This is a genomic window from Pseudomonas sp. P5_B3, from assembly GCF_056400405.1.
Map to the genome: position 1 here is coordinate 276,965 of NZ_JBFULI010000002.1, position 24,954 is coordinate 301,918.

At 60.3% G+C, this 24,954-nt stretch carries 20 protein-coding genes; 10 read left to right on the top strand and 10 right to left on the bottom strand.

The features are described 5' to 3' along the window. Positions 1–24: 24 nt before the first annotated feature. The 3 genes from AC1DRN_RS02470 to AC1DRN_RS02480 all read right to left on the bottom strand — a co-directional run bounded on the left by AC1DRN_RS02470 (position 25) and on the right by AC1DRN_RS02480 (position 7,340). Positions 25–1,398, bottom strand: a complete 1,374-nt coding sequence (locus AC1DRN_RS02470; protein ID WP_223457829.1) for a DUF3999 domain-containing protein — start codon at positions 1,396–1,398, stop codon at positions 25–27. Then, on the bottom strand, positions 1,395–4,586 hold the full coding sequence (locus AC1DRN_RS02475; protein WP_477786617.1) for a DUF2339 domain-containing protein: 3,192 nt from the start codon (positions 4,584–4,586) through the stop codon (positions 1,395–1,397). Before AC1DRN_RS02475 ends, AC1DRN_RS02470 begins: the two co-directional genes overlap by 4 nt. A 303-nt stretch (positions 4,587–4,889) precedes the next feature. Next, positions 4,890–7,340, bottom strand: coding sequence for a glycogen/starch/alpha-glucan phosphorylase (locus tag AC1DRN_RS02480; RefSeq protein ID WP_223457834.1), 2,451 nt, complete (start codon positions 7,338–7,340; stop codon positions 4,890–4,892). Positions 7,341–7,595: 255 nt separating this feature from the next. On the opposite strand from AC1DRN_RS02480, the gene AC1DRN_RS02485 reads away from it, so the two are divergent. Further along, entirely contained in the window at positions 7,596–8,033 is a 438-nt protein-coding gene (locus AC1DRN_RS02485) for a YkgJ family cysteine cluster protein (protein ID WP_108216195.1), read from the top strand. 228 nt (positions 8,034–8,261) lie between these two features. On the opposite strand, the gene typA is transcribed toward AC1DRN_RS02485, so the two are convergent. Continuing rightward, on the bottom strand, positions 8,262–10,082 hold the full coding sequence (gene typA / locus AC1DRN_RS02490; protein ID WP_116264161.1) for a translational GTPase TypA: 1,821 nt from the start codon (positions 10,080–10,082) through the stop codon (positions 8,262–8,264). Between the two features lie 139 nt (positions 10,083–10,221). Further along, the gene (gene thiI, locus AC1DRN_RS02495; RefSeq protein WP_477786618.1) at positions 10,222–11,676 is read right to left on the bottom strand and encodes a tRNA uracil 4-sulfurtransferase ThiI; all 1,455 of its coding nucleotides are present in this window, start codon (positions 11,674–11,676) and stop codon (positions 10,222–10,224) included. Positions 11,677–12,004: 328 nt separating this feature from the next. On the opposite strand from thiI, the gene glnA reads away from it, so the two are divergent. From glnA to AC1DRN_RS02510, 3 genes are all read left to right on the top strand, one after another. After that, complete coding sequence (gene glnA, locus AC1DRN_RS02500; protein WP_110660758.1) at positions 12,005–13,411, top strand: glutamate--ammonia ligase; 1,407 nt, start codon at positions 12,005–12,007, stop codon at positions 13,409–13,411. A gap of 299 nt (positions 13,412–13,710) precedes the next feature. After that, positions 13,711–14,226 carry a DUF4124 domain-containing protein gene (locus AC1DRN_RS02505; protein ID WP_223457839.1) on the top strand — a complete coding sequence of 172 codons (516 nt, stop codon included), beginning with the start codon at positions 13,711–13,713 and terminating at the stop codon, positions 14,224–14,226. Next, positions 14,223–14,843 carry a DUF4124 domain-containing protein gene (locus tag AC1DRN_RS02510; protein WP_223457841.1) on the top strand — a complete coding sequence of 207 codons (621 nt, stop codon included), beginning with the start codon at positions 14,223–14,225 and terminating at the stop codon, positions 14,841–14,843. Before AC1DRN_RS02505 ends, AC1DRN_RS02510 begins: the two co-directional genes overlap by 4 nt. 48 nt (positions 14,844–14,891) lie before the next feature. On the opposite strand, the gene AC1DRN_RS02515 is transcribed toward AC1DRN_RS02510, so the two are convergent. Continuing rightward, positions 14,892–15,050 (bottom strand): hypothetical protein, encoded by a 159-nt coding sequence (locus AC1DRN_RS02515; RefSeq protein WP_223457842.1) that lies wholly within the window; start codon positions 15,048–15,050, stop codon positions 14,892–14,894. Positions 15,051–15,073: 23 nt separating this feature from the next. On the opposite strand from AC1DRN_RS02515, the gene glnL reads away from it, so the two are divergent. Then, positions 15,074–16,159, top strand: a complete 1,086-nt coding sequence (glnL, locus tag AC1DRN_RS02520) for a nitrogen regulation protein NR(II) (protein WP_057712404.1) — start codon at positions 15,074–15,076, stop codon at positions 16,157–16,159. Next, positions 16,156–17,592 (top strand): nitrogen regulation protein NR(I), encoded by a 1,437-nt coding sequence (gene ntrC / locus AC1DRN_RS02525; RefSeq protein WP_223457843.1) that lies wholly within the window; start codon positions 16,156–16,158, stop codon positions 17,590–17,592. The genes glnL and ntrC overlap by 4 nt, the downstream gene beginning before the upstream one ends. A 554-nt stretch (positions 17,593–18,146) precedes the next feature. Here the strand turns inward: ntrC and AC1DRN_RS02530 are convergent. Then, on the bottom strand, positions 18,147–18,587 hold the full coding sequence (locus tag AC1DRN_RS02530; protein WP_223457844.1) for a hypothetical protein: 441 nt from the start codon (positions 18,585–18,587) through the stop codon (positions 18,147–18,149). Here AC1DRN_RS02530 and AC1DRN_RS02535 point away from each other — a divergent pair. Continuing rightward, a complete protein-coding gene (locus AC1DRN_RS02535; RefSeq protein WP_223457845.1) occupies positions 18,586–19,041 on the top strand; it encodes a tRNA (cytidine(34)-2'-O)-methyltransferase in 456 nt (151 codons plus the stop codon). The two genes, AC1DRN_RS02530 and AC1DRN_RS02535, sit on opposite strands and share 2 nt — an antisense overlap. 118 nt (positions 19,042–19,159) lie before the next feature. On the opposite strand, the gene secB is transcribed toward AC1DRN_RS02535, so the two are convergent. Genes secB through AC1DRN_RS02550 form a run of 3 tightly spaced genes read right to left on the bottom strand, consistent with a single transcriptional unit; the run spans position 19,160 to position 20,371 of the window. Beyond that, entirely contained in the window at positions 19,160–19,645 is a 486-nt protein-coding gene (secB, locus tag AC1DRN_RS02540) for a protein-export chaperone SecB (protein ID WP_008047739.1), read from the bottom strand. 56 nt (positions 19,646–19,701) lie between these two features. After that, positions 19,702–19,956 carry a glutaredoxin 3 gene (grxC, locus tag AC1DRN_RS02545; protein WP_108216188.1) on the bottom strand — a complete coding sequence of 85 codons (255 nt, stop codon included), beginning with the start codon at positions 19,954–19,956 and terminating at the stop codon, positions 19,702–19,704. A 1-nt stretch (position 19,957) separates the two neighbouring features. Continuing rightward, positions 19,958–20,371, bottom strand: a complete 414-nt coding sequence (locus AC1DRN_RS02550; RefSeq protein WP_007989216.1) for a rhodanese-like domain-containing protein — start codon at positions 20,369–20,371, stop codon at positions 19,958–19,960. Positions 20,372–20,523: 152 nt separating this feature from the next. Between AC1DRN_RS02550 and gpmI the strand changes: the two genes are divergently transcribed. The 3 genes from gpmI (at position 20,524) to AC1DRN_RS02565 (ending at position 24,953) form a co-directional block, all read left to right on the top strand. Further along, entirely contained in the window at positions 20,524–22,053 is a 1,530-nt protein-coding gene (gene gpmI / locus AC1DRN_RS02555; RefSeq protein WP_223457846.1) for a 2,3-bisphosphoglycerate-independent phosphoglycerate mutase, read from the top strand. 253 nt (positions 22,054–22,306) lie between these two features. After that, the gene (locus AC1DRN_RS02560; RefSeq protein ID WP_223457847.1) at positions 22,307–23,602 is read left to right on the top strand and encodes a murein hydrolase activator EnvC family protein; all 1,296 of its coding nucleotides are present in this window, start codon (positions 22,307–22,309) and stop codon (positions 23,600–23,602) included. A 31-nt stretch (positions 23,603–23,633) separates the two neighbouring features. Then, on the top strand, positions 23,634–24,953 hold the full coding sequence (locus tag AC1DRN_RS02565; RefSeq protein ID WP_223457849.1) for a S41 family peptidase: 1,320 nt from the start codon (positions 23,634–23,636) through the stop codon (positions 24,951–24,953). The last annotated feature ends 1 nt before the right edge of the window (position 24,954 follow it).

The window sequence follows — 24,954 nt, forward strand, 5'->3', positions numbered from 1 at the left end:
CGCGATCTGGCGCGAAGCGCCAGCCTAGGGTCTTGCCGATGGCTTACGCAGCAAACTGAACGCCATCGCCGCCAGGAACAAGACACTGAGCAACAACACCGCCCACAAGCCGAACTTCTTCCACTGGGTGTCCGTCGTCGCCAGCGTTTTCTCTGTCGATGCATTCGAGACCACCGCCCCGACATCCACCATGGCCCGGCCCAGGGTCGCGAGCTTCGCCGGGCTGTAATCCGGAATCAGCGTCGACAGCGGCAAGTTCGCCGCCTTCGCCGTCGCATTCCCCACGACCAGCGTGTAAGGCCCAGGCCCGCGCGCCAGGAACACCAGTTGCGTGGCGCGCACGGCAAACTTCAGCGTCGGTGCCTGATCACCCAGGCCGCCGCCGCGCTCGTCCACGGTCAGTTTCAATTGCTGGACGATTTGCCCTGACAGCTGCAATTCGTTTTGCACCACGTCCTCACCGTTCTGGGTCAAACGATAGAGCAAACCGCTGCTCAACGGCTGCCATGGCAGGCTGCTGTCGCGCCGACCGGCCAGGCTCACCGGCGCCAGACTGTTGGGCTGGCTCAGCTCGACCTGCACTCGCTCGACATTCAGCCCCATCGGCAACTGCCAGGTGTATTCACCCGCCTTCGTGCTGCTGCCGGTCAACGCCTGGGACCAGACCAACGGCAGCGGCAGGCTGCGGGTACTGGCGCTTTGCAGTTGCGCCGAAGTCAGGGTCGGTGCCGAATGCGGAGTGATCCACAGCAACCGCAAGTAGCGCGCCGACTGGCCCGGCAGGCCGATTTCATGCTGCTCGACCCGCTCGTCGGAAAAGGTCAGGCGCGCCACCTGCCCTTCGCCCCAGAACTGCCAATGCTGTAAATCGTCACTGGCTTCGACGGTGAAACGCTGGAAGCCGTCGCGCTCGCTGGTCCAGTCGAGAATCAACTGCTGCAACGGCGCCTTGATCGCGGAAGCGTCGAGCAACCAGCCGCGCAACTCCTCCTCACCCGCCTCCAGCTGACTGGAGGGCTGCACCTCGACCAAGGTGCCGTTGGCGCTCGATTGCACCCGCACGCCCGGCGCGGCTTCAGTGGTGTCCACCGAGCTGTACAACGGAAACCATTTCACCTCGCTCAAGGTGCGCGCTTCACTGCTCTGCGCCGACTGCCGGGCCAGGGCATAAGCCTGAACATCACCGACAGCGTTGAACACCCGCAGATCCCTCAGGTCGGCCTGGCGTGCATTCAGTTGTACGTTCAGGGGCAGTTCAAGGCGGTACCAAGGGCCTTCGCCCGTCACCGACAGGGGTACTTGGGTGGTGAAGTCCGCCGGTTTTTCCAGGGCAACCGCCGACAACACCACGCCCATGGCAACAGCGCCCAGCCAACCCAGGTTCAGCTTCTGACTCAAGATGACACTCCTTCGGATTCCGCGAGCGGTTTCCCGGTATCCGACACAGCGTCGGCGCGCTTGGGCGGCAACGGGGCGAAATAGCCCACCACCAGCAGCAACACGCCGACACCGATAAACGACACGATCCGCGCCAGCCCGCCGCGATTGCTCAATTCGACAAAAAACAGCTTGGCCACGACCACCCCGATCAAGGCGGCGCCAATCAGCCAGATTTCGCGGCGGCGACGCAAATGGCCGCCGATCATCAGGCTCAGGGCCATCAGGGTCCAGACGATGGACAGGCCGGCTTGCACCCGCATCGACGCCAGCAACAGATCCAGCTCGAACGGTACCCCGCTCCAATGGTGCGCGGTGCGCATCACCAATGCAGTAAAGAACACGAACAGCGAGGCGCCGGCGACCCCTTGCGTGGCGTTCGCGGCGTAATCCTTGCGGACCGCCAGTTGTGTCATGGCGCTGCGGGACCAGACATAGACGCCGAACAACGCAAACAACAGGCCCAGCTCCAGCGGGTTGATCAATGGCACGTAGGGCAGTGGCTCAGCGTTGCCGTCACTGGCGACATTCGCCAGCCAGAACCAGCCGAGCATCAGCAACGCCAGCGGCGCGGCGGCGTATACACGGTATTCCCTCGAATACGCCGACACCGGCCAAGGCCACGCACGAGGTGCCGCCATCGACACCAGATACAGACTTGGCAGAATCGCCCAACCCAACCAGCGCCAGGCGTTGTATTGCTCGGACAACACCAGCAAGCCGTAACGCAGTTGCAAAGCCAGCACCCCCATCAACAGCCAACAGCCGAGCACATGGGCGACACTCAGCACGCGCGCCGGCAGCATGGGTGCCAGGCGTCGCAGGGACATGAAATGCACGACGAACACGGCAGCCCATGCCAGCCAGCCGAAGTTGGCCGCCGGGTGATAACGCGAGTGCCAGGCCGCTAGCAGCACCAGCGCTGCAGCAGGTACCAACACCGTGCAGAGCACGCCCAGTGACGGCCAACTCAGGCGCAGCGCCAACGCTGCCCACAGCGCGACACTCACGGCAGCGATGCTCAACAATAAAGACGCCTGCATCGGCAGCGACGCGAAATGCAGCACCTCGATGACCCAGGCCAGCGCCCACCAGCCTGCGCCCCACACCAGCAACGCCTGGGACAACCGCAACAAACTCAACCCTTTCAACGCTCCACGCACATGACCCTTTTGCAAACGCCAGGCCCCGACCAACGCGGCCAGCCCCAGCACCAGCGGTGCCCAGAACCCGCCATGGGCCAGGGGTCGCAGACCGTCACTGAACAGCGGTCCTGTCACCAGGAACAGCGCGCCACCCAACAGTTGCACAGCAAGCGCGGTGAACACGAACGTGCGCGATGGCAGGCGCAAGCCAACCGACAATGTCAGCACCCCGGCCAAGGCCCAACCGATCACCGTGCCGTGGCTGAAGAAAAACAGCGGTGCCAGCAAATAGAGAAACGCCAGGCCGAGGCACGCCAGGACTGGCAGGCCTATCAGCTCCCAAGGCCTGATCTGTTCCGGCAAGGCTTTGCGTAACTGGTAGAAGCTGAACAGCAATGCGACGCCCAGTAACAGCGCGCCTAGCGGTACACCGCCGAGCAGGCTGCTCTCGCTGCTGTGCAACTCGCTGAGAAACACCAGCGCCGCCCCCAGTTGCAGGAGCAAGGCAAAGGCCCGGGCCACGGGCCTTTGCTGACGCAAACCGAGCCAGAAGATCCCTGCGCCTTCCACCGCCCACGCCGCCGTCGTCCAGCGCGCATCGAGCCCCAGCGGAATCGCCAGGCTGGCGAAGATCACGCCCAGGGCCAGGCAGGTTTCCCCCAGCAACAGCGGGCGCCCGGCCATCAGCCAACGGGCGAGCCCCATGTAAATCATGCCCAGCATCAACGCACTGAACGCCGCCGCGAATTCAAGATGCTGCACCAGTGCGAACTGCAAGCCGAAACCCACCAGCGGCGGGCCGAACAGCAGCGTGCCGTCGACATAGTCACCCTTGCGCGCCGACCACTGCAGCAGCGCTTCGCGATTGCCCTCTGCCGGTGCATCGCTCATCTGCATCAGCTTGCGCCGGGCGTACAACAGACCGATGGCCAGGTACATCAGGAAAAACACAATCAGGAACGGCTCGGTGCTCCACAGCAACTCCGGAGAGTAGGAGCGCAGGCCCCAGGCGAAACCGATGCCGAAGGTGCCGGTGAATCCGATGACATTCAACAGCCGCCAGGCCTTGAACCAGGCGATGGCGAGGATGCCGGCGTTGAGCAGGGAAAAGTAACTGAACAGCGCGACGTGGCTGCCGGCGCCGGTGGAGGCCAGGATGGGCGCGGCGAAGCCACCCAGTGCGGCAGCGGCAGCCAGCCCCAGGGAGTCCTGGGTAATGGCGAGAATCGCCGAACAGATCGTCACCGCCACCAGCAGGCCAAACGCCGCCGAGGGATCGAGCAACGGATGCAGGCGCATCGCGGCAAATACTGTCAGGTACAACACGGCGATCCCGGTGCCCTGCAAGATCAACGCGTAACTGCTGTTGCGGGCTCTCAACCACCAACCCAATCCAAGCAACCCCAAGGCTGCCGCCGCAACGCCTGCGTAGCGCAACTCAAGCGGCACCACCACGCCTTCGGTGGCATAGCGCAGCAGAAAGGCCAAGCCGAGGAACAGCAGCACCACGCCGACCCGCAATACGGTATTGCCGCCGAACAACCAGGCGCGGGCGCGACTGATGGCGCGGACGATGAGATTCGGGCCACGCGGGGAGACCGGTGGTTGTGCTTCGCGAGCAGTCGGCCCGGGTTTCCAGGCATCGGCGATTTCGCTGGCCGCTGCGGGGATTGGCTCGAGTTCGGGCGGCAGTTCCCAGATCAACTCCGGGGCGTTAGCGGGTAYTTCATCAAGGCGGGTTTCAGGTGAGACAAGCGGTTCACGGGTTTGCGGCGCCTTGACGCCCGATGCTTCAAGCAGTGCCAGCCGTTGCTCGACCGCTTGCAGCGCTACTTGCGCCTGTTCCAGCAGTCGCTGCTGCTCGACTGCCCGAAGGTCCAAGCGAGCCATGCGAACGGCCTGGCCGATACCCAATCCGAGTAATCCGCCCAGCAGTGCATCACTGAATGACTCGTCGAGTATCCAGCCGAGCACCAGTCCGATCAGCATGAACATCCATTGCATGGTCGATATCCCTAAGCAGCCCCGTCGTGGGGCAAGTCCAAGCGGTACAGCGTCTGATCAGTCTAGTGTGAAAACACCACAAACCCTGGGGGAGCAGCCGGTCGACGCTCGATTGCTCGCGATGAGGCCATAGCATTCAGCACTGATGTTGAATGTAAGTCCGCTATCGCGAGCAAGCTCGCTCCCACAAAGGATTGTGGCGCGTTCCAAATCTGGCTGATCCCTGCCGCCCGGTAATCCGTCACCTAGTATATCGATCCAGCCCGGCGACAACCGGGCCTTGCTCGCAGTTCTGGCTGAAAACTACTCCAGCGCCTTCCAGATCTCCGTGGCGTATTCGCGAATGGTTCGGTCCGACGAGAACCAGCCCATCCGCGCCGTGTTCAACACCGCCGAACGCCACCACTGGTTCGAATCGTGCCAATGGGCTTCGACGCGCATCTGTGCGTTCCAGTACGAGTCGAAGTCGGCGCAGACCAGGAAGCGGTCGTAATCCACCAACGAGTCGATCAGACTGGTGTAACGGGACGGATCATCCGGCGAGAACACGCCGCTGCGAATAGCTTGCAGCACATCGTTGAGACGATGGGAGGCGGCGATATCCGGCGTCGCATTGAACTCATGGTTCTGTTTGCGCGCCTCGACCTGCTGTGCGCTGAGACCAAAGATGAACATGTGCTCGGTGCCGATGCGTTCGCTCATTTCCACGTTGGCGCCGTCCAGGGTGCCAATGGTCAGCGCGCCGTTCAGGCCGAATTTCATGTTGCTGGTGCCCGAAGCTTCGAAACCGGCGGTGGAGATCTGCTCGGACAAATCCGCCGCCGGGATGATGCTCTCCGCCAGGCTGACGTTGTAGTTGGGCAGGAACACCACTTTGAGCAAACCACGCACGGTGGGATCGTTGTTCACCACCCGGGCGATATCGTTGGTCAGTTTGATGATCAGTTTGGCCTGGTGATAACTCGCGGCGGCCTTGCCGGCGAAGATTTTCACCCGTGGTACCCAGTCGATTTCCGGTTCCGCGCGGATCGCCTGGTACAACGCCACGGTGTGCATCAGGTTGAGCAACTGGCGTTTGTATTCGTGGATTCGCTTGACCTGCACGTCGAACATCGCCGCCGGGTTGACCGCGACGCCCAGCCGCTCATGAATCAGGTACGCCAGGGCTTTCTTGCTGTGCAGGCGTTGCTCGGCAAACGCCTTGCGGAATGCATTTCTCTCGGCGAACGGTTCGAGGGCGAGCAAACGCTCTTCCGGGTTATCCAGCACTTTAGGCCCGAGGGCATCGACCAGCATCGAGGTCAGCTCGGGGTTGGCTTGATACAACCAGCGGCGGAAGGTAATGCCATTGGTCTTGTTGTTGATTCGCTCCGGGTACAGTTTGTGCAGTTCAGAGAACACCGTTTGTCGCATCAGTTGCGTGTGCAAACCGGACACACCGTTGATGCTGTGGGAACCGAGAAACGCCAGGTTGCCCATGCGCACCCGACGACCGTTGTCCTCCTCGATCAGCGACACCGCACGCAGCACATCGAAATCGTGGATGCCCTTGGCTCGCAGGGAGTCGATGTGCTGGGCGTTGATCAGGTAGATGATCTGCATGTGCCGCGGCAACATGCGTTCCATCAGGCCGACCGGCCAGGTTTCCAGCGCTTCGGGCAGCAATGTGTGATTGGTGTAGGAGAGCGTATCGACGGTGACCTGCCACGCCGCATCCCATGCCACGTCATACACGTCGACCAGTTGTCGCATCAGTTCAGCTACGGCAATCGAGGGGTGAGTGTCGTTGAGCTGGATCGAAGCGTGATCGCCCAGGGTAAGCACCGAGGTGTGCATGTTGCGATGGCGGCGCAGCAAGTCCTGCAGGGACGCCGCGACGAAGAAGTATTCCTGGCGCAGGCGCAGTTCCTGGCCGGCCTCGGTGCTGTCCGCCGGGTACAACACGCGGGAGATACTTTCGGCCCGGGCCACTTCGGCCACGGCGCCCAGGTGGTCACCGGCGTTGAAACGCTCCAGGTGCAGATCTTCCATGGCCCGGGCGCGCCACAGGCGCAGCGTGTTGACGCTCGCCCCACGCCAGCCGACCACCGGCGTGTCGTAGGCAATGGCCCGCACGGTTTCCGCCGGGTGCCAGACTTGCCTGGACTTGCCGTTTTCATCGGCCACGGTTTCGACGCTGCCGCCAAAGCCGATCGGGTACACCACCTCCGGCCGCTCGAACTCCCACGGGTTACCGAAATCCAGCCAGTGTTCGGTCTGCTCCTGCTGCCAGCCATCGACAATCGCCTGGCGGAACAACCCGTGCTCATAGCGGATGCCGTAGCCATGACCAGCGATGCCGAGGGTCGACATGCTTTCCAGGAAACACGCCGCCAGACGCCCGAGGCCGCCGTTGCCCAGGGCCGCATCGGGTTCCAGCAGACGGATGCGCTCAAGGTCGACGCCGAGTTCGGTCAGGGCTTCGCGGGCCACGTCGAGCAGGCCGAGGTTGCTCAGGCTGTCGAACAGCAGCCGACCGATGAGAAATTCCAGGGAGAGGTAATAAACACGCTTCTGACCTTTGCGGTAGATCTGCCGCGTATGGTCCATCCAGTGCTCGACCATGTGGTCCCGCGCGGCCAGGGCAATGGCTTCGAACCAGTCATGGTCGAAGGCGTGATCCGGGTCTTTACCCACTGCATAAGTGAGTTTGGTCAAGACGGCGTCGCGGAATGCGGCCACCTCTGCTTCGCGAACAAGTGGTTCTTGAGTCATCGATAGGACCTCGAGCGAGCTTGAAGTTGTCTGAGCCTAGACGGTCTGACAGGCAGTAGAGGCTCTGGTTCGGCAGTTTTTCCTGTGAGTGCGAATCGGGTCGGCAATACATTGTCGTGTACCTGATTCAATGCAGGGGGCGTGCCGGATTAGCGGTTTATTGGCCGGCAGTGAAAAAATCTGGCGAAAGGTTGTTCAAAAATCCACCAGTCCCGGTATTATCGCGCGCCCTGATGCACACGCTGGTAACAAACGATGATGAAGCCGAACCTGATCGCTGCCGCAGAGATCGACCGCCTCGATACCTGGGCCAAGTACTCTGCCCCGATGTGCGGCTCGTGCATGTCCAGCTGCTGCACCCTGCCCGTCGAGGTCAAGATCAAGGATCTGATCCGCATCGGCGTGGTCGATGAGTTCGAGCTGGGCGATCCGCCGAAGAACATCGCCAAACGCCTGCAAAAGGAAGGCTTGGTCGAGCGCTTCAACCAGAAGTCAGGAATCTTCACCCTCCAGCGCATGAGCAACAACGATTGCCTGTACCTGGATCGTAAGAGCCGTCTGTGCACTATTTATGAAAAGCGCCCGGATACCTGCCGCAACCACCCGAAAATCGGCCCGCGGCCGGGGTATTGTGCGTACAAGCCCAAGGAAGTGGAGCGCGAGCGGAGTTCGCGGAGTATCGAGCGGTTCTGACACCCCTGGAATTTGCGGCGCTGGTACTGGCCTCATCGCGAGCAAGCTCGCTCCCACAGGGGTTCTGTGGTGTTCACACAATTTGTGGTTCACCTCGAACACTGTGGGAGCGAGCTTGCTCGCGATGAGGCCAGCACAAACACCGCACAAACACCGCACAAACCCCAGACAAACAAAAACGCCCCCGGCCTTTCGACCGGGGGCGTTTTCGTTAAGCAAGGCTAAATCTTATGCCTTGGCTTTCTTGGCAGCGCGGGTACGCTCGCTTTCGTCCAGGATCTTCTTGCGAAGACGGATGGACTTAGGAGTCACTTCACACAGCTCGTCATCCTGGATGAATTCCAGAGCCTGTTCCAGGGTGAAGCGAACAGGTGGAACCAGGGCGATGGTTTCGTCTTTACCCGAAGCACGCATGTTGTCGAGCTTCTTGCCCTTGGTAGGGTTAACGCCCAGGTCGTTGTCACGGCTGTTCAGACCAACGATCTGACCGTTGTAGATTTCCTGACCGTGTTCTACGAACAGCTTGCCACGTGCCTGGAGGGTTTCCAGGGAGTAGGTCAGCGCCTTGCCGGTTTCAACCGAAACCAGAACGCCATTCTGACGGCCGGACATGTCGCCGGACTTCATCACGTCGTAACGGTCGAAGATCGAGGTCAGGATGCCAGCACCGTTGGTCAGGGTCAGGAACTGGTTACGGAAACCGATCAGACCACGAGCAGGGATGTTGTATTCCAGACGTACACGGCCCTTGCCATCCGGCACCATGTTGGTCAGGTCGCCCTTACGCAGGCCCATCTCTTCCATCACCTTGCCCTGGGATTCTTCAGGGGTGTCGATGGTGACGTTTTCGAATGGTTCGTGCTTCACGCCGTCAACCAGACGGATGATCACTTCCGGACGGCCTACAGCCATTTCGAAGCCTTCGCGACGCATGGTTTCGATCAGTACCGAGAGGTGCAGCTCACCACGGCCGGAAACCTTGAACTTGTCAGCCGAGTCGCCTTCTTCAACGCGCAGTGCAACGTTGTACAGCAGCTCTTTGTCCAGACGTTCCTTGATGTTACGGGAAGTCACGAACTTGCCTTCTTTACCGCAGAAAGGCGAGTCGTTTACCTGGAAGGTCATGGAAACGGTTGGCTCGTCGACGGTCAACGGCTTCATCGGTTCAACGGTGTCCGGGTGGCACAGGGTGTCGGAGATGAACAGCGAGTCCATACCGCTGATGCACACGATGTCGCCTGCAGCAGCTTCTTCAACGTCTACACGGTGCAGACCGTGGTGACCCATCAGCTTCAGGATACGACCGTTACGCTTCTTGCCGTCGGCGCCGATAGCCACAACCGGGGTGTTCGGCTTGACGCGACCACGAGCGATACGGCCAACACCGATAACACCCAGGAAGCTGTTGTAGTCCAGTGCGGAGATCTGCATCTGGAACGGACCGTCACGGTCGACTTTCGGCGCTGGTACGTTGTCGACGATCGACTGGTACAGCGGGGTCATGTCTTCAGCCATTTCGGTGTGGTCCAGACCGGCAATACCGTTCAGGGCCGAGGCGTAGACGACTTTGAAGTCCAGCTGTTCTTCGGTGGCGCCCAGGTTGTCGAACAGGTCGAAGATCTGGTCCAGAACCCAGTCCGGACGCGCGCCTGGACGGTCAACCTTGTTGATGCACACGATCGGACGCAGGCCGGCTTCGAAAGCCTTCTTGGTCACGAAACGGGTTTGCGGCATAGGGCCGTCTTGAGCGTCAACCAGCAGCAGAACGGAGTCGACCATCGACATTACGCGTTCAACTTCGCCGCCGAAGTCGGCGTGGCCCGGGGTGTCCACGATGTTGATGTGGTAGCCGTTCCAGTTGATGGCGGTGTTTTTCGCCAGAATGGTAATACCGCGCTCTTTTTCCTGGTCGTTGGAGTCCATCACGCGCTCGTCGTTGAGCTCGTTGCGCTCCAGGGTGCCGGATTGACGCAGGAGTTTGTCTACCAGGGTGGTCTTACCATGGTCAACGTGGGCAATGATGGCGATGTTGCGTAGATTTTCGATCACTTGTGTATCTCGATCAGAGGATTCGGTGTGCTGACAAGTCTTGGCAGCGATTAACAGTAGCGTCCGTGAAAGCCGTTACAGCTTGACGGTGGCGTCGGGGGGCCGGTGACGCAGGCCACAGGCAAACAGCCCCGGGCACTTAGCTCGGTCGATAAACGCGCACATTGGCATGCCCCTCACTGAGCAAATGGTGGGCATGCAGGCGACTCATCACGCCTTTGTCGCAATACAGCAGGTACTGGCGAGTAGGGTCCAGTTCCTTGAAACGAGCGTTCACTGCATAAAACGGCATCGTTTGTACCTCGATGCCAGCGAGTTCCAGCGGGTCGTCCTCAGCGGCATCCGGGTGACGGATGTCGATGACGATCTGACCGGCCAGCGCTTCGCTGACTTCTTCAATCTGCAAGTCCTGGCCCAATTCGTCGATCACGCGATCGATCGGCACCAGTTTGGCGTTTTCGAGCGCACGCTCGAGTACCGCCATATCGAATTCTTTCTCTTCATGCTCGACGCGATAGCGCTTGGCCGCGGTCTTCGGATTGACCGAGATGACACCGCAGTACTCCGGCATGTGCCGGGCGAAATCGGCGGTGCTGATTTCGTTGGCCAGGTCGATGATGTCCTGCTTGTGACTGGCGATCAGCGGACGCAAGACCAGCTTGTCGGTCACACAGTCGATCACGCTCAGGTTCGGCAGCGTCTGGCTCGACACCTGGGAGATCGCCTCACCGGTGACCAGTGCGTCGATGTGCAGTCGATCGGCAATTCGGGACGAAGCGCGCAACATCATACGCTTCAATACTACGCCCATATGACTGTTATCGACTTTGCCGAGAATTTCGCCCAGCACTTCCTCGAACGGCACACTGACAAATAGCACGCGCTGGGAGCTGCCGTACTTCTTCCAGATGAAATGCGCGACTTCCATGACGCCCAGTTCGTGGGCACGTCCGCCCAGATTGAAGAAGCAGAAATGCGCCATCAGGCCGCGGCGCATGATCTGGTAGGCCGCCACGGTGGAGTCGAAGCCACCGGACATCAGCACCAGGGTCTGTTCCAGGGCGCCCAGCGGATATCCGCCGATGCCGTTGTGCTGGCTGTGGATCACGAACAACCGTTGGTCRCGAACTTCGATGCGGACTTCGATTTCCGGCGCTTTCAGGTCGATCCCGGCGGCGCCGCATTCACGACGCAGCTTGCTGCCGACGTATTTTTCGACGTCCATCGAGCTGAACGGGTGCTTGCCCGCACGCTTGCAGCGCACCGAGAAAATCTTCCCGGCCAGCGCATCGCCGTAGTGCTGCCTGCACTTTTCGGTGATGTCGTCGAAGTCGCCCAGCGGGTACTCGTCGATCTGCAGAAAGTGCGCGATGCCCGGCATGCAGGTCAGGCGCTCACCCATCTCTTTCAAGGCTTTCGGGTCGGTGACGCGGGTTTCCAGCTCGAGATTGTCCCACACGCCGTTCACCACCACGGCCGGGTCCAGATCGCGGAGCACGGCGCGGATGTTTTTGGCCAACTGGCGGATAAATTTCGTCCGGACAGGTCGACTCTTGATGGTGATCTCGGGGAAGACTTTTACGATTAATTTCATGGAAACAGCGCGCGCAGGGTCTGCCGAAAAAGGGGGGCGCGGATTATAGCGGAAATTGCTCAAGGTTTAACCAGTTAATGTGTAGAAGGTTTTGCGCGCACCAAAACAGGTCATTTATTGAAATGAACGCCACATTGTAGGGCGGGATTTTCCGATTTAAGGTGCTTTTCCACCTGACAGGCGTGAAATTGGGGCAAAAAACCCATGGTGGGGCACTGGCATGCAATTTGCTCCCTTGTGAGGCAGGTTGCCTTGGCAGAGTATTCGCGCCGGCATCACCCACATTTAAGGGCATCCATTACTAGCCCGAAGCCACCCGGAGGACACTATGTCGAAGTCGGTTCAACTCATCAAAGATCATGACGTCAAGTGGATTGATCTGCGCTTCACGGACACCAAAGGCACTCAGCACCACGTGACCATGCCGGCTCGCGATGCGCTGGATGACGACTTCTTCGAAGTCGGCAAAATGTTCGACGGTTCCTCCATCGCTGGCTGGAAAGGCATCGAAGCCTCCGACATGATCCTGATGCCGGACGACTCCACCGCTGTTCTGGATCCGTTCACCGAAGAACCGACCCTGATCCTGGTCTGCGACATCATCGAGCCTTCGAGCATGCAAGGCTACGATCGCGACCCACGTGCGATCGCCAAGCGCGCCGAAGAGTACCTGAAAGCCACCGCTATCGGTGACACTGTGTACGCCGGTCCAGAGCCAGAGTTCTTCATCTTCGACCAGGTGAAGTTCAAGTCCGACATTTCCGGCTCCATGTTCAAGATCTACTCTGAACAAGGTTCGTGGATGTCCGACCAGGACATCGAAGGCGGCAACAAAGGCCACCGTCCAGGCGTCAAAGGCGGCTACTTCCCGGTTCCACCGTTCGACCACGACCACGAAATCCGTACCTCCATGTGCAACGCACTGGAAGAAATGGGCCTGACCGTCGAAGTTCACCACCACGAAGTGGCGACTGCCGGCCAGAACGAAATCGGCGTCAAGTTCAACACCCTGGTGAAGAAAGCCGACGAAACCCAAACCCTGAAGTACGTCGTGCACAACGTTGCCGATGCCTACGGCCGCACCGCTACCTTCATGCCTAAGCCGCTGTACGGCGACAACGGTTCGGGTATGCACGTGCACATGTCCATCTGGAAAGATGGCAAGAACACCTTCGCAGGCGAAGGCTATGCCGGCCTGTCCGACACCGCCCTGTACTTCATCGGCGGTATCATCAAGCACGGTAAGGCCCTGAACGGCTTCACCAACCCGGCGACCAACTCCTACAAGCGTCTGGTTCCAGGCTTCGAAGCTCCGGTAATGCTGGCCTACTCGGCTCGCAACCGTTCCGCTTCGATCCGTATTCCTTACGTGTCGAGCCCGAAAGCCCGCCGTATCGAAGCACGCTTCCCGGATCCGGCTGCCAACCCGTACCTGTGCTTCGCCGCACTGTTGATGGCTGGCCTGGACGGCATCCAGAACAAGATCCACCCTGGCGACGCCGCTGACAAAAACCTGTACGACCTGCCGCCTGAAGAGGCCAAAGAGATCCCACAAGTTTGCGGCAGCCTGAAAGAAGCCCTGGAAGAGCTGGACAAAGGTCGTGCGTTCCTGACCAAAGGCGGCGTTTTCAGCGACGACTTCATCGACGCTTACATCGCCCTGAAAAGCGAAGAAGAAATCAAGGTACGTACCTTCGTACACCCACTGGAATACGAGCTGTACTACAGCTGCTGATCCGGTAGCGCCCGCGCAAGCGGCGTGACAAAAGAGAGGCCTCCTTCGGGGGGCCTTTTTTATGTGCACGATTCGATGGCTGATCTGTTTCCCTGTGGGAGCGAGCTTGCTCGCGATGACGGACTGACATTCAACAACAATGTTGACTGAACCACCGCAATCGCGAGCAAGCTCGCTCCCACAGGGGATTGAGGCGTCCGCCAGATCTCCGTGAATCATGCGCAAATGTTTAGCGACTTGGGCCAACCACCAACCCTGACCTATGCTGCAACCCTACGTTTTCGTTTCCGGTTGTTTTTATGGGTCGCGGTTATCTGTTCATCCTGCTGCTGATCGTTCTGCCCGCCACGGCGCAGATCTACAAATACACGGACGCCAACGGCGCCACCGCGTACAGCAATCAACCGCCCGACGGCGTCAGCGCCCATCCGGTCGACTTGCCGCCCCTCAACAGCGTCGAGCGCCAGCCTCCCGGCGAAGTCGCACCTGCTGCCGAGGCCGGTCGTAAAGAACAGCCTCACAAGACCTATGAAGTGCTGGAGCTGACCGGCCTGCCCACCACCGAAGCCCTGCGCGCCAACAACGGCACGTTCACCATAACGGTGCTGATCAAGCCGCGCCTGCAAGCCCCCCACCTGTTGCAGCTACTGCTGGACGATCAGCCCTACGGCCAGCCAGGCAATGTGCCGATCCTGCAACTGGTGAACATCGATCGCGGCGAACACCGTCTCGCCGTACAAGTGATCGATGGCGAAAACGTTGTACAGCAGAGCCCTGCGGTGACATTCGCCATACAGCGGGTGCACAAGCCTTGAAGGCCTGGCTACTGATCGCCTGCCTGATCGCCCTGCCCGCCTCGGCAGAGGTCTTCATGTATGTCGACGCTCAGGGCAATCGGGTTTTCACCGACCAGCCAAAACCCGGTAACGCCAGGTGCGTACCGCTGACAAAGAGCAATCGAATAGCGGCCATCCCCACCGGTGCAACGCCGTTGAGTGCTGATAGCAGTCCTGAAGTTCAAGCGCCGTTCCACTATGACTTGTTGCGCATCCTGGTCCCGGAACCCGACGCCACCATCCGCAGCAACGCCGGTGAAGTCATCGTCAGCGCCACCAACGAGCCCGGCCTGCAACCCGGTCATCGCTACCGGTTGCTGCTCGACGGCCAGCCCACTGCCGAACCCGGCCTGAGCCCGGTGTTCCCGTTGAGCAACATCGATCGCGGCAGCCATACCCTGTCCGTGGAAATCCTCGACGAACAGGGACGCATCGTCGAACGCACCGCCAGCCAGCCTTTCCACATGCAACGCACGTCTCTCGCCCAGAAGCGCAGGATCAAACCCTGCACCCTCGAAGACTACGGCCAGCGACCGGAATGCCCGCTCAGCGACAAACCCGCCGAAGAAAAAAATCCTTTTCTGAGACTTTTCTAACCTCGTTCAGGTTTGCGCACTATATTGGTGCAGCTGCTTGCACCGTACTCACATTCCAACCCATTTTGGTTCGAAACTACCCGCGATAGCTGGCAGAACGCCACGCAAACGAGCGTCAAACGCCTGTTTCAGGCGCTGAACGCTTCTTTTCGGAGCCTTGGTTTGGTTTTTGCATTTTGCCCGTACCAGCGCTTTTTTCTTGCGCATGCTCTGCCCTAAAAGAGGTCCCGATGACCATAAGCGACGCACTCCACCGCTTGCTACTCGACAACCTCACCACTGCCACCATCCTGCTCGACGCCGAACTGCGCCTCGAGTACATGAACCCGGCGGCGGAGATGCTGCTGGCCATCAGCGGTCAGCGCAGCCATGGGCAGTTCATCAGTGAGTTGTTTACCGAATCGACCGAAGCGCTGAATTCGTTGCGCCAGGCCGTCGAACAAGCGCACCCGTTCACCAAACGCGAAGCCATGCTCACCGCCCTCACCGGCCAGACCCTGACCGTCGACTACGCGGTAACGCCGATCCTGAGCAACGGCGACACAATGCTGCTGCTCGAAGTCCACCCTCGTGACCGCCTGCTGCGGATCACCAAGGAAGAAGCACAGCTTTCCAAGCAGGAAACCAGCAAGATGCTGGTGCGCGGCCTGGCCCATGAAATCAAGAACCCGCTGGGCGGGATTCGCGGCGCGGCACAATTGCTGGCCCGGGAACTGCCGGAAGAAAGCCTGCGCGACTACACCAACGTCATCATCGAAGAAGCCGACCGCCTGCGTAATCTGGTGGACCGCATGCTCGGCTCCAACAAGTTGCCGTCGCTGGCCATGTGCAATGTCCACGAAGTGCTGGAGCGCGTCTGCCATCTCGTAGAAGCCGAAAGCCAGGGCTGCATCACCTTGGTGCGCGACTACGACCCAAGCATCCCCGACGTCCTGATCGACCGCGAGCAAATGATTCAGGCCGTGCTGAACATCGTGCGCAACGCCATGCAGGCCATCAGCAGCCAGAACGAGCTGCGCCTGGGTCGCATCAGTCTGCGCACCCGCGCCATGCGCCAGTTCACCATCGGCCACGTGCGCCATCGCCTGGTGACCAAGATCGAGATCATCGACAACGGTCCGGGCATCCCTGCAGAACTTCAGGAAACCATTTTCTTCCCCATGGTCAGCGGACGTCCGGACGGTACCGGACTGGGCCTGGCCATTACCCAGAACATCATCAGCCAGCACCAGGGCCTGATCGAATGTGACAGCCACCCCGGCCACACCACCTTCTCGATCTTTCTGCCACTGGAACAAGGAGCCACATCGACATGAGCCGTAGTGAAACCGTGTGGATCGTCGATGACGACCGTTCTATCCGTTGGGTCCTGGAAAAAGCCCTGCAGCAGGAAGGCATGACCACGCAAAGCTTCGACAGCGCCGATGGTGTGATGAGCCGCCTGGCGCGCCAGCAGCCGGACGTGATCATTTCCGACATCCGCATGCCCGGCGCCAGCGGCCTGGACCTTCTGGCGCGGATTCGCGAGCAGCATCCACGACTGCCGGTCATCATCATGACCGCTCACTCCGATCTGGACAGCGCTGTCGCGTCCTATCAGGGCGGCGCTTTCGAGTACCTGCCCAAGCCGTTCGACGTCGACGAAGCGGTTTCCCTGGTCAAACGCGCCAACCAGCACGCCCAGGAACAACAAGGCCTGGAAGTCGCCCCGACCCTGACCCGCACCCCGGAAATCATCGGCGAAGCGCCGGCGATGCAGGAAGTATTTCGCGCCATCGGGCGCTTGAGCCACTCCAACATCACCGTACTGATCAACGGCGAATCGGGTACCGGTAAAGAGCTGGTGGCCCACGCCCTGCACCGTCACAGTCCGCGGGCAGCGTCGCCGTTCATCGCGCTGAACATGGCGGCGATCCCCAAAGACCTCATGGAATCCGAACTGTTCGGCCACGAGAAAGGCGCATTCACCGGCGCGGCCAACCTGCGGCGCGGGCGCTTCGAACAGGCTGACGGCGGCACGCTGTTCCTCGATGAAATCGGTGACATGCCTGCCGACACCCAGACCCGCTTGCTTCGCGTACTGGCTGATGGCGAGTTCTACCGCGTCGGCGGTCATGTGCCGGTGAAGGTCGATGTGCGCATCATCGCCGCGACTCACCAGAATCTGGAAACCCTGGTGCATGCCGGAAAGTTCCGTGAGGACTTGTTCCATCGCCTCAACGTGATCCGCATCCACATCCCGCGCCTGTCGGACCGTCGCGAAGACATCCCGACCCTGGCCAAGCACTTCCTCGGCCGCGCCGCCCAGGAGCTGGCGGTCGAGCCGAAGCTGCTGAAAAGCGAAACCGAGGAATACCTGAAGAACTTGCCGTGGCCCGGCAACGTGCGGCAGCTGGAGAACACCTGCCGCTGGATCACAGTGATGGCTTCGGGTCGCGAAGTGCACATCGGCGACCTGCCGCCGGAGCTGCTGAGCCTGCCACAGGATTCGGCGCCCGTGACCAACTGGGAACAGGCCCTGCGCCAGTGGGCCGACCAGGCGCTGGCCCGCGGTCAGTCGAGCCTGCTCGACAGCGCCGTGCCGGCCTTCGAGCGGATCATGATCGAGACCGCCCTCAAACACACCGCCGGCCGCCGCCGCGATGCCGCCGTATTGCTGGGCTGGGGGCGCAACACCCTGACCCGCAAGATCAAGGAATTGGGGATGAAGGTGGATGGTGGGGATGATGATGAGGGGGATGAGGCTTAAACAGTCTGTAGTTAATCGCGGCTAGTTAGATCCAATCGCGAGCAAGCTCGCTCCCACAGGGTTAATTGGTGTTCACACAATCGTGACAACACTGAATATCCACTGTGGGAGCGAGCTTGCTCGCGATGCTTTTTGGGTTATCAGTGCACCGCCGCAATGCACCGTGAACCGCAATCGCGCACGAAAACAGCTTCGAATCCCCACCTGCTTTCGCAATCGAATCCCTTTCGAAAAAACACGAAAGCCCCGAATCTCGGGGCTTTCAGCGTTTCAAACCGGTTTTTTGTTTCTCTTTGTGAAAATTGGCACGCCCCCTGCAATAACCCTTTCAAGTGAATCAGATCACTTACCCGGTTTCGGGGACCTTGGTACAGGCAGGCCGGGGATTCCCCTCTTTACACCGGGCTCACATCGCATCCGCGACGAGCCCAGCCGTTTTGGGGTCCTTGGTACAGGCAGGCCGGGGATTCCCTCTTTACACCGGGTTCAGACGCGATGCGCGAACCCTCCCGTTTTGGGGACCTTGGTACAGGCAGGCCGGGGATTCCCCTCTTTTATTGCTCCCGGAGATGGATCTCCAGCCGCCAGCGGTCATCGACCTCGCTACCGGTCCACTCGCCCTGCAGGGGCCGGGCCGCCACCAGTGTCAGCAACAACCCCCCATCGCTCAAACGTACCCGCCAGTTCACGTCCTTGCCGCCGAGCTTGAGCTGGCCTTTCTGCGCCTTGCCCTCGGCGCCAAACAGCAGCGCGACACTGCCATCAACCATCTCGCCGTGGGTCTTGGGTTCGTTGTTGAACCACACCACCAGCCCGTCGCTCGTCACCTCAACCTGCTGCAACTGGCTGGGGTCTGGCGTAGTCAGGCGACCGATCATCATCCCGACCATCACCCCGACAATCGCCAGCGAGCCCATTACCCGCAGGAATAGTTTCGAACGCACGCCTTCTGGCGGCGTAGAATGCGCGTCATCTTTACCTTCGGAGCCGTGCATGTTTCACGTCATCCTTTTCCAACCAGAAATTCCGCCGAATACCGGCAACGTTATCAGGCTGTGCGCCAACAGTGGCTGCCACCTGCATTTGATCGAACCGCTGGGCTTCGAGATGGACGACAAGCGCCTGCGCCGGGCCGGCCTCGATTACCACGAGTATGCCACCCTGCAACGCCACGCGGACCTGGCCAGTTGCCTGGAAAGCCTCGGCCATCCGCGGGTATTCGCCTTCACCACCAAGGGTTCGCGGCCGTTCCACGATGCCAGCTTCGCCCCGGGCGATGCGTTCCTGTTCGGCCCGGAAAGCCGGGGCTTGCCCGCAGAGGTGCTGGACGCCCTGCCCGGCGAGCAACGCCTGCGCCTGCCGATGCGCGAGGGCTGCCGCAGCCTGAACCTGTCCAATACCGTGGCAGTGGCCGTGTACGAAGCCTGGCGTCAGAACGACTTCAAATAACACCGCATAAAAAATGTGGGAGCGAGCTTGCTCGCGATGGCGGTGCATCAGTCAACATTGATGTTGAAGCTGGTGACCTCATCGCGAGCAAGCTCGCTCCCACAGTATTGAAACGCTTTTATTGAACGGTCGGAGTCTCGCCAGCAGCCTGCATGCGTTGCAGCTCTTGCGCGTACAGTGCGTCGAAGTTCACCGGAGCCAGCATCAGTGCCGGGAACGAACCGCGGGTCACCAGGCTGTCCAGGGTTTCGCGAGCGTACGGGAACAGGATATTCGGGCAGAACGCACCCAGGGTGTGGCTCATCGAAGCGTCATCCAGGTTCTTGATCAGGAAGATCCCGGCCTGTTGCACTTCAGCGATGAACGCCACTTCGTCACCGTTTTTCACGGTAACCGACAGGGTCAGCACGACTTCGTGGAAGTCGGCTTCCAGCGTCTTCTGACGGGTGTTCAGATCCAGACCGACGCTCGGCTCCCACTGCTGGCGGAAGATCGCCGGGCTTTTCGGAGCTTCGAAGGACAGGTCACGCACATAAATGCGCTGCAAGGAGAATTGCGGTGCAGTTTCTTCTTCGTTCGCAGCAGTGTTCTGTTGGTCAGTCATCGCAGATCCTTCTTGATCCAGGGTTCTTTTAGGTTTGCTTGTTTGGGGTATTACCGTCAGGCCCTGAGCAGCGCGTCGAGCTTGCCGGCACGCTCCAGGGCGAACAAATCATCACAACCGCCCACGTGGGTGCTGCCGATCCAGATTTGCGGCACGGACGTACGCCCGGCCTTCTGGGCCATCGCAGCGCGCACCTGCGGCTTGCCATCGACCTTGATCTCTTCGAAGGCCACGCCTTTGTTCTCGAGCAGGTACTTGGCTCGCGAGCAGAAAGGGCAGTAATCGCTGGAATAGACGACGACGCTACTCATATCACTTCACCAGCGGCAGATTGTCGGCTTTCCAGCTGGAGATACCACCGGACAGCTTGGCGGCAGTGAAGCCGGATTTCATCAGCTCGCGGGCGTGGGTGCCGGCGGTCTGGCCCATGGCGTCGACCAGGATGATGGTCTTGGCCTTGTGCTTTTCCAGTTCGCCAACGCGGGCGGCCAGTTTGTCCTGGGGAATGTTCACCGCACCGACAATGTGACCGGCGGCGAAATCCTTGCTCGGACGAATATCAACCACAACGCCGGCGTCCTTGTTGACCAGACCGGTCAGTTCGCCAGTACTCAGGCTACGGCCGCCGCCCTGCATTTGATAGGCAATCAGCAACGCCAGCAGTACGACGAAGATACCGACGAGAATGTAGTGGTTAGTGGCGAATTCAATCAGGTGAGCAACCATCGAAGGAGGTTCCAGGGCGTTAAAATGTCGGCCAGTATACACAGCCACTATGGTGGGCCAAACCCCGTCCGGCGGTGACGTGGCCGGAACTTCGCTTTAAACTGCCACTCCCTTTTCCATTACCCCTTTTACCTCAGCCACGAGTGGATTCCATGACTACCACGCCTAAACCTTTGGTCCTGATCATTCTCGACGGCTTCGGTCACAGTGAGAGCCCTGAATCCAACGCCATCTTCGCCGCGAAGAAGCCCGTACTGGACCGCCTGTGGGCCACCGTGCCGAACGGCCTGATCTCGGGCAGCGGCATGGACGTCGGCCTGCCGGATGGCCAGATGGGCAACTCCGAAGTCGGCCACATGAACCTGGGCGCCGGCCGCGTGGTGTATCAGGACTTCACGCGCGTCACCAAATCGATCCGCGACGGCGAGTTCTTCGAGAACCCGACCATCTGCGCCGCCGTGGACAAAGCCGTCGCCGCCGGCAAAGCCGTGCATTTCATGGGTCTGCTGTCCGATGGCGGCGTGCACAGCCACCATGATCACCTGGTCGCCATGGCCGAACTGGCCTTCAAGCGCGGTGCGCAAAACATCTACCTGCACGCCTTCCTCGACGGCCGCGATACTCCGCCAAAAAGCGCGCAGTCATCGATCGAGCTGCTCGACGCGACCTTCCAGGCCCTGGGCAAAGGCCGGATCGCCAGCATCATCGGCCGCTACTACGCCATGGACCGCGACAACCGTTGGGACCGCGTGTCCCAGGCCTACAACCTGATTGTCGATGGCCAGGGCGAATTCAACGCCGCCACCGCCCAGGAAGGCCTGCAAGCGGCCTACGAGCGCGGCGAGAGCGACGAATTTGTCAAGGCCACCTCCATCGGCGAGCCGGTAAAAGTCGAAGACGGCGATGCCGTAGTGTTCATGAACTTCCGCGCCGACCGCGCCCGCGAACTGACCCGCGTGTTCGTCGAAGACAACTTCAGTGAGTTCGAGCGTGCCCGCCAGCCGAAACTGGCCGGTTTTGTCATGCTGACCCAATACGCCGCCAGCATCCCTGCGCCTTCGGCTTTCGCTGCCGGCAGCCTGGAAAACGTGCTGGGCGACTACCTGGCGAAAAACGGCAAGACCCAGCTGCGCATCGCTGAAACCGAAAAATATGCCCACGTGACCTTCTTCTTCTCCGGCGGCCGCGAAGAACCGTTCCCGGGCGAAGAGCGCATCCTGATTCCGTCGCCGAAAGTCGCCACCTATGACTTGCAACCGGAAATGAGCGCACCGGAAGTCACCGACCGCATCGTCGATGCCATCGAAAACCAGCGTTACGACGTGATCGTGGTCAACTACGCCAACGGCGACATGGTCGGCCACAGCGGCGTGTTCGAAGCGGCGGTCAAGGCCGTTGAATGCCTGGACCTGTGCGTGGGTCGCATCGTCGATGCGCTGGAAAAGGTCGGTGGCGAAGCGCTGATCACGGCTGACCATGGTAACGTCGAGCAGATGTCCGATGAGACCACTGGCCAGGCGCACACTGCGCACACCACCGAGCCGGTGCCATTCATCTATGTCGGCAAGCGCGACCTGAAGGTCCGCGAAGGCGGCGTGCTGGCGGACGTGGCGCCGACCATGCTGAAGTTGCTGGGCCTTGAGCAACCGGCGGAAATGACCGGGACTTCGATTCTGGTCTGATTGGATCTCCAAAACGCCACAAAACCTGTGGGAGCGAGCTTGCTCGCGATAGCAATCTGACAGCCAACATCTATGTTGAATGATCGGACGCCATCGCGAGCAATCGAGCGTCGACCGGCTGCTCCCACAGTGGTTTTGGGGTGTTTTCAGGGACAACTTCGATCCAGTTATCACACAGTCAGAAATGGGCATTTTTTTTGCCGCCCATGGCGGGCATACTAGGCCGTCCCTTTCCCTGGTGCCGCCCGCCCCTATGCTTCGCGTCCTGATAGCCCTGACTCTGACATGCCTGCTCCAACCGGCCTTTGCTGACGAGCGCGCAGACACCCAACAACAGTTGGACGCCACGCGTCAGGACATTGCCGAGTTGAAGAAACTGCTGGGCAAGCTGCAGGAAGAGAAGTCCGGTGTGCAGAAAGAGCTCAAGGGCACCGAAACCGAGATGGGCAAGCTCGAGAAACAGGTCGAAGCCCTGCAAAAAGAGTTGAAGAAAAGCGAAGCCGAGCTACAGCGCCTCGATGCAGAGAAAAAAAAACTCCAGAGCGCGCGCACTGAACAGCAACGACTGATCGCCATGCAGGCCCGGGCGGCCTACCAGAACGGTCGCCAGGAATACCTCAAGCTGCTGCTCAACCAGCAAAATCCGGAAAAATTCGCCCGTACCCTCACCTATTACGACTACCTGAGCCAGGCTCGCCTGGAGCAACTGAAAAACTTCAACGAAACCCTGCGCCAACTGTCAAATGTCGAGAAAGATATCGCCATGCAGCAGGCGCAATTGCTGGTGCAGCAAAGCAGCCTCGACACCCAGCGTGGCGAACTCGAGAAAGTTCGCCAGGAGCGCCAGCAAGTCCTGGCCAAGCTCAATGACGACGTAAAGGCTCGCGATCAGAAACTGGCGGCGCGCGAGCAGGATCAGGCAGACCTGTCTAAAGTCCTTAAAACCATTGAAGAAACCCTGGCCCGCCAGGCCCGTGAGGCAGAAGAAGCGCGACAAAAAGCGCTGATTGCCCAGCAGGAAGCCGAAAAAAAGCGTTTACGTGAGGCCCAGGCGCAGGCAGATGCCAGCGACGATGCCCCACGCAAACCAGTCAGATCGACACCAGGCGCACTGGTTTCCAGTTCCGGCGAGACCTTTGGCGGCCCGTTTGCATCAACCCGCGGCAAACTTCCCTGGCCTGTCGATGGTCGACTGCTGGCGCGCTACGGTGAAAGCCGTGGCGACGATGCCCGGACCAAGTGGGATGGCGTGATGATCGGCGCGTCTGCCGGCAGCACCGTGCATGCGGTGCATGGTGGTCGCGTAGTGTTTGCCGACTGGCTGCGAGGCGCCGGGTTGCTGGTGATCCTCGACCACGGCAACGGTTTTTTGAGTCTTTATGGTCACAACCAGACGCTGCTCAAGTCTGCGGGTGATGTGGTTAAAGCCGGTGAGTCCATCTCCACTGTCGGCAACAGTGGTGGGCAGGACACGCCAGCGCTGTATTTTGCTATTCGTCAGCAGGGTCACCCGAGTGATCCGGCGCAATGGTGCCGCGCGCAAGGATAAGCGCGTTACCTAATTCAGGAGTTTGTTAGACATGCTGCATTTGTCCCGCCTTACCTCGTTGGCCCTGACGATCGCCCTGGTGATCGGCGCGCCTCTGGCGTTTGCCGCTCAACCAGCCCCGGCGGTTGCGCCTGCGGGCACTGCTGCGACCACCAAGGCGCCACTGCCGCTGGATGAGTTGCGTACCTTTGCCGAGGTGATGGACCGGATCAAAGCCGCTTATGTCGAACCGGTGGATGACAAGACCCTGCTGGAAAACGCCATCAAGGGCATGCTCAGCAACCTCGATCCGCATTCGGCCTACCTCGGCCCTGAAGATTTCGCCGAGTTGCAGGAAAGCACCAGCGGGGAATTTGGTGGCCTGGGTATCGAAGTCGGCGCCGAAGACGGCTTCATCAAGGTGGTTTCGCCCATCGATGACACCCCGGCCTCCAAGGCCGGCATCCAGGCCGGTGACTTCATCGTCAAGATCAACGGCCAACCGACCCGTGGCCAGAGCATGACCGAAGCCGTGGACAAGATGCGCGGCAAGATCGGCCAGAAAATCACCCTGACCCTGGTGCGCGACGGCGGCACACCGTTCGACGTGACCCTGACCCGCGCCGTCATTCAGGTGAAGAGCGTGAAGAGCCAGCTGCTGGAATCGGGCTACGGCTATATCCGCATCACCCAGTTCCAGGTCAAGACCGGCGAAGAGGTTTCCAAGGCCCTGGCCAAGCTGCGCAAGGACAACGGCAAGAAGCTCAAGGGCATCATTCTCGACCTGCGCAACAACCCGGGCGGGGTGCTGCAGGCGGCGGTCGAAGTGGTTGACCACTTCATCACCAAGGGCCTGATCGTTTACACCAAGGGCCGTATTGCCAACTCCGAGCTGCGCTTCTCTGCCACCGGCAAGGACGAAAGCGAAGCCGTGCCAATGGTCGTGCTGATCAACGGCGGCAGCGCTTCGGCTTCGGAAATTGTCGCCGGCGCCCTGCAGGACCAGAAACGCGCCGTGCTGATGGGCACCACCAGTTTCGGCAAAGGCTCGGTACAGACGGTTCTGCCGCTCAACAACGAGCGCGCATTGAAGATCACCACGGCGTTGTATTACACACCGAACGGCCGCTCCATCCAGGCCCAGGGCATCGTCCCGGACATCGAAGTGCGCAAGGCCAAGATCACCAGCGAGCAAGACGGCGACTACTTCAAGGAAGCCGACTTGCAGGGCCACCTGGGCAATGGCAACGGCGGCGCCGACAAACCGACCGGTTCCAGCGGCAAAGCCAAGCCGATGCCGCAGGACGACGATTACCAATTGGCCCAGGCCCTGAGCCTGCTCAAAGGGCTGAGCATCACGTCCGGCCGTTGAG

Coding starts and splice junctions, on each gene's coding strand:
- AC1DRN_RS02485 (WP_108216195.1), top strand. CDS start 7,596: ATGATGAAGCCGAACCTGATCGCTGCCGCAGAGATCGACCGCCTCGAT.
- glnA (WP_110660758.1), top strand. CDS start 12,005: ATGTCGAAGTCGGTTCAACTCATCAAAGATCATGACGTCAAGTGGATT.
- ntrC (WP_223457843.1), top strand. CDS start 16,156: ATGAGCCGTAGTGAAACCGTGTGGATCGTCGATGACGACCGTTCTATC.
- AC1DRN_RS02480 (WP_223457834.1), bottom strand. CDS start 7,340: ATGACTCAAGAACCACTTGTTCGCGAAGCAGAGGTGGCCGCATTCCGC.
- AC1DRN_RS02535 (WP_223457845.1), top strand. CDS start 18,586: ATGTTTCACGTCATCCTTTTCCAACCAGAAATTCCGCCGAATACCGGC.
- gpmI (WP_223457846.1), top strand. CDS start 20,524: ATGACTACCACGCCTAAACCTTTGGTCCTGATCATTCTCGACGGCTTC.
- AC1DRN_RS02530 (WP_223457844.1), bottom strand. CDS start 18,587: ATGCACGGCTCCGAAGGTAAAGATGACGCGCATTCTACGCCGCCAGAA.
- AC1DRN_RS02550 (WP_007989216.1), bottom strand. CDS start 20,371: ATGGTTGCTCACCTGATTGAATTCGCCACTAACCACTACATTCTCGTC.
- AC1DRN_RS02560 (WP_223457847.1), top strand. CDS start 22,307: ATGCTTCGCGTCCTGATAGCCCTGACTCTGACATGCCTGCTCCAACCG.
- glnL (WP_057712404.1), top strand. CDS start 15,074: ATGACCATAAGCGACGCACTCCACCGCTTGCTACTCGACAACCTCACC.
- secB (WP_008047739.1), bottom strand. CDS start 19,645: ATGACTGACCAACAGAACACTGCTGCGAACGAAGAAGAAACTGCACCG.
- AC1DRN_RS02565 (WP_223457849.1), top strand. CDS start 23,634: ATGCTGCATTTGTCCCGCCTTACCTCGTTGGCCCTGACGATCGCCCTG.
- grxC (WP_108216188.1), bottom strand. CDS start 19,956: ATGAGTAGCGTCGTCGTCTATTCCAGCGATTACTGCCCTTTCTGCTCG.
- AC1DRN_RS02515 (WP_223457842.1), bottom strand. CDS start 15,050: ATGCGCAAGAAAAAAGCGCTGGTACGGGCAAAATGCAAAAACCAAACC.
- AC1DRN_RS02505 (WP_223457839.1), top strand. CDS start 13,711: ATGGGTCGCGGTTATCTGTTCATCCTGCTGCTGATCGTTCTGCCCGCC.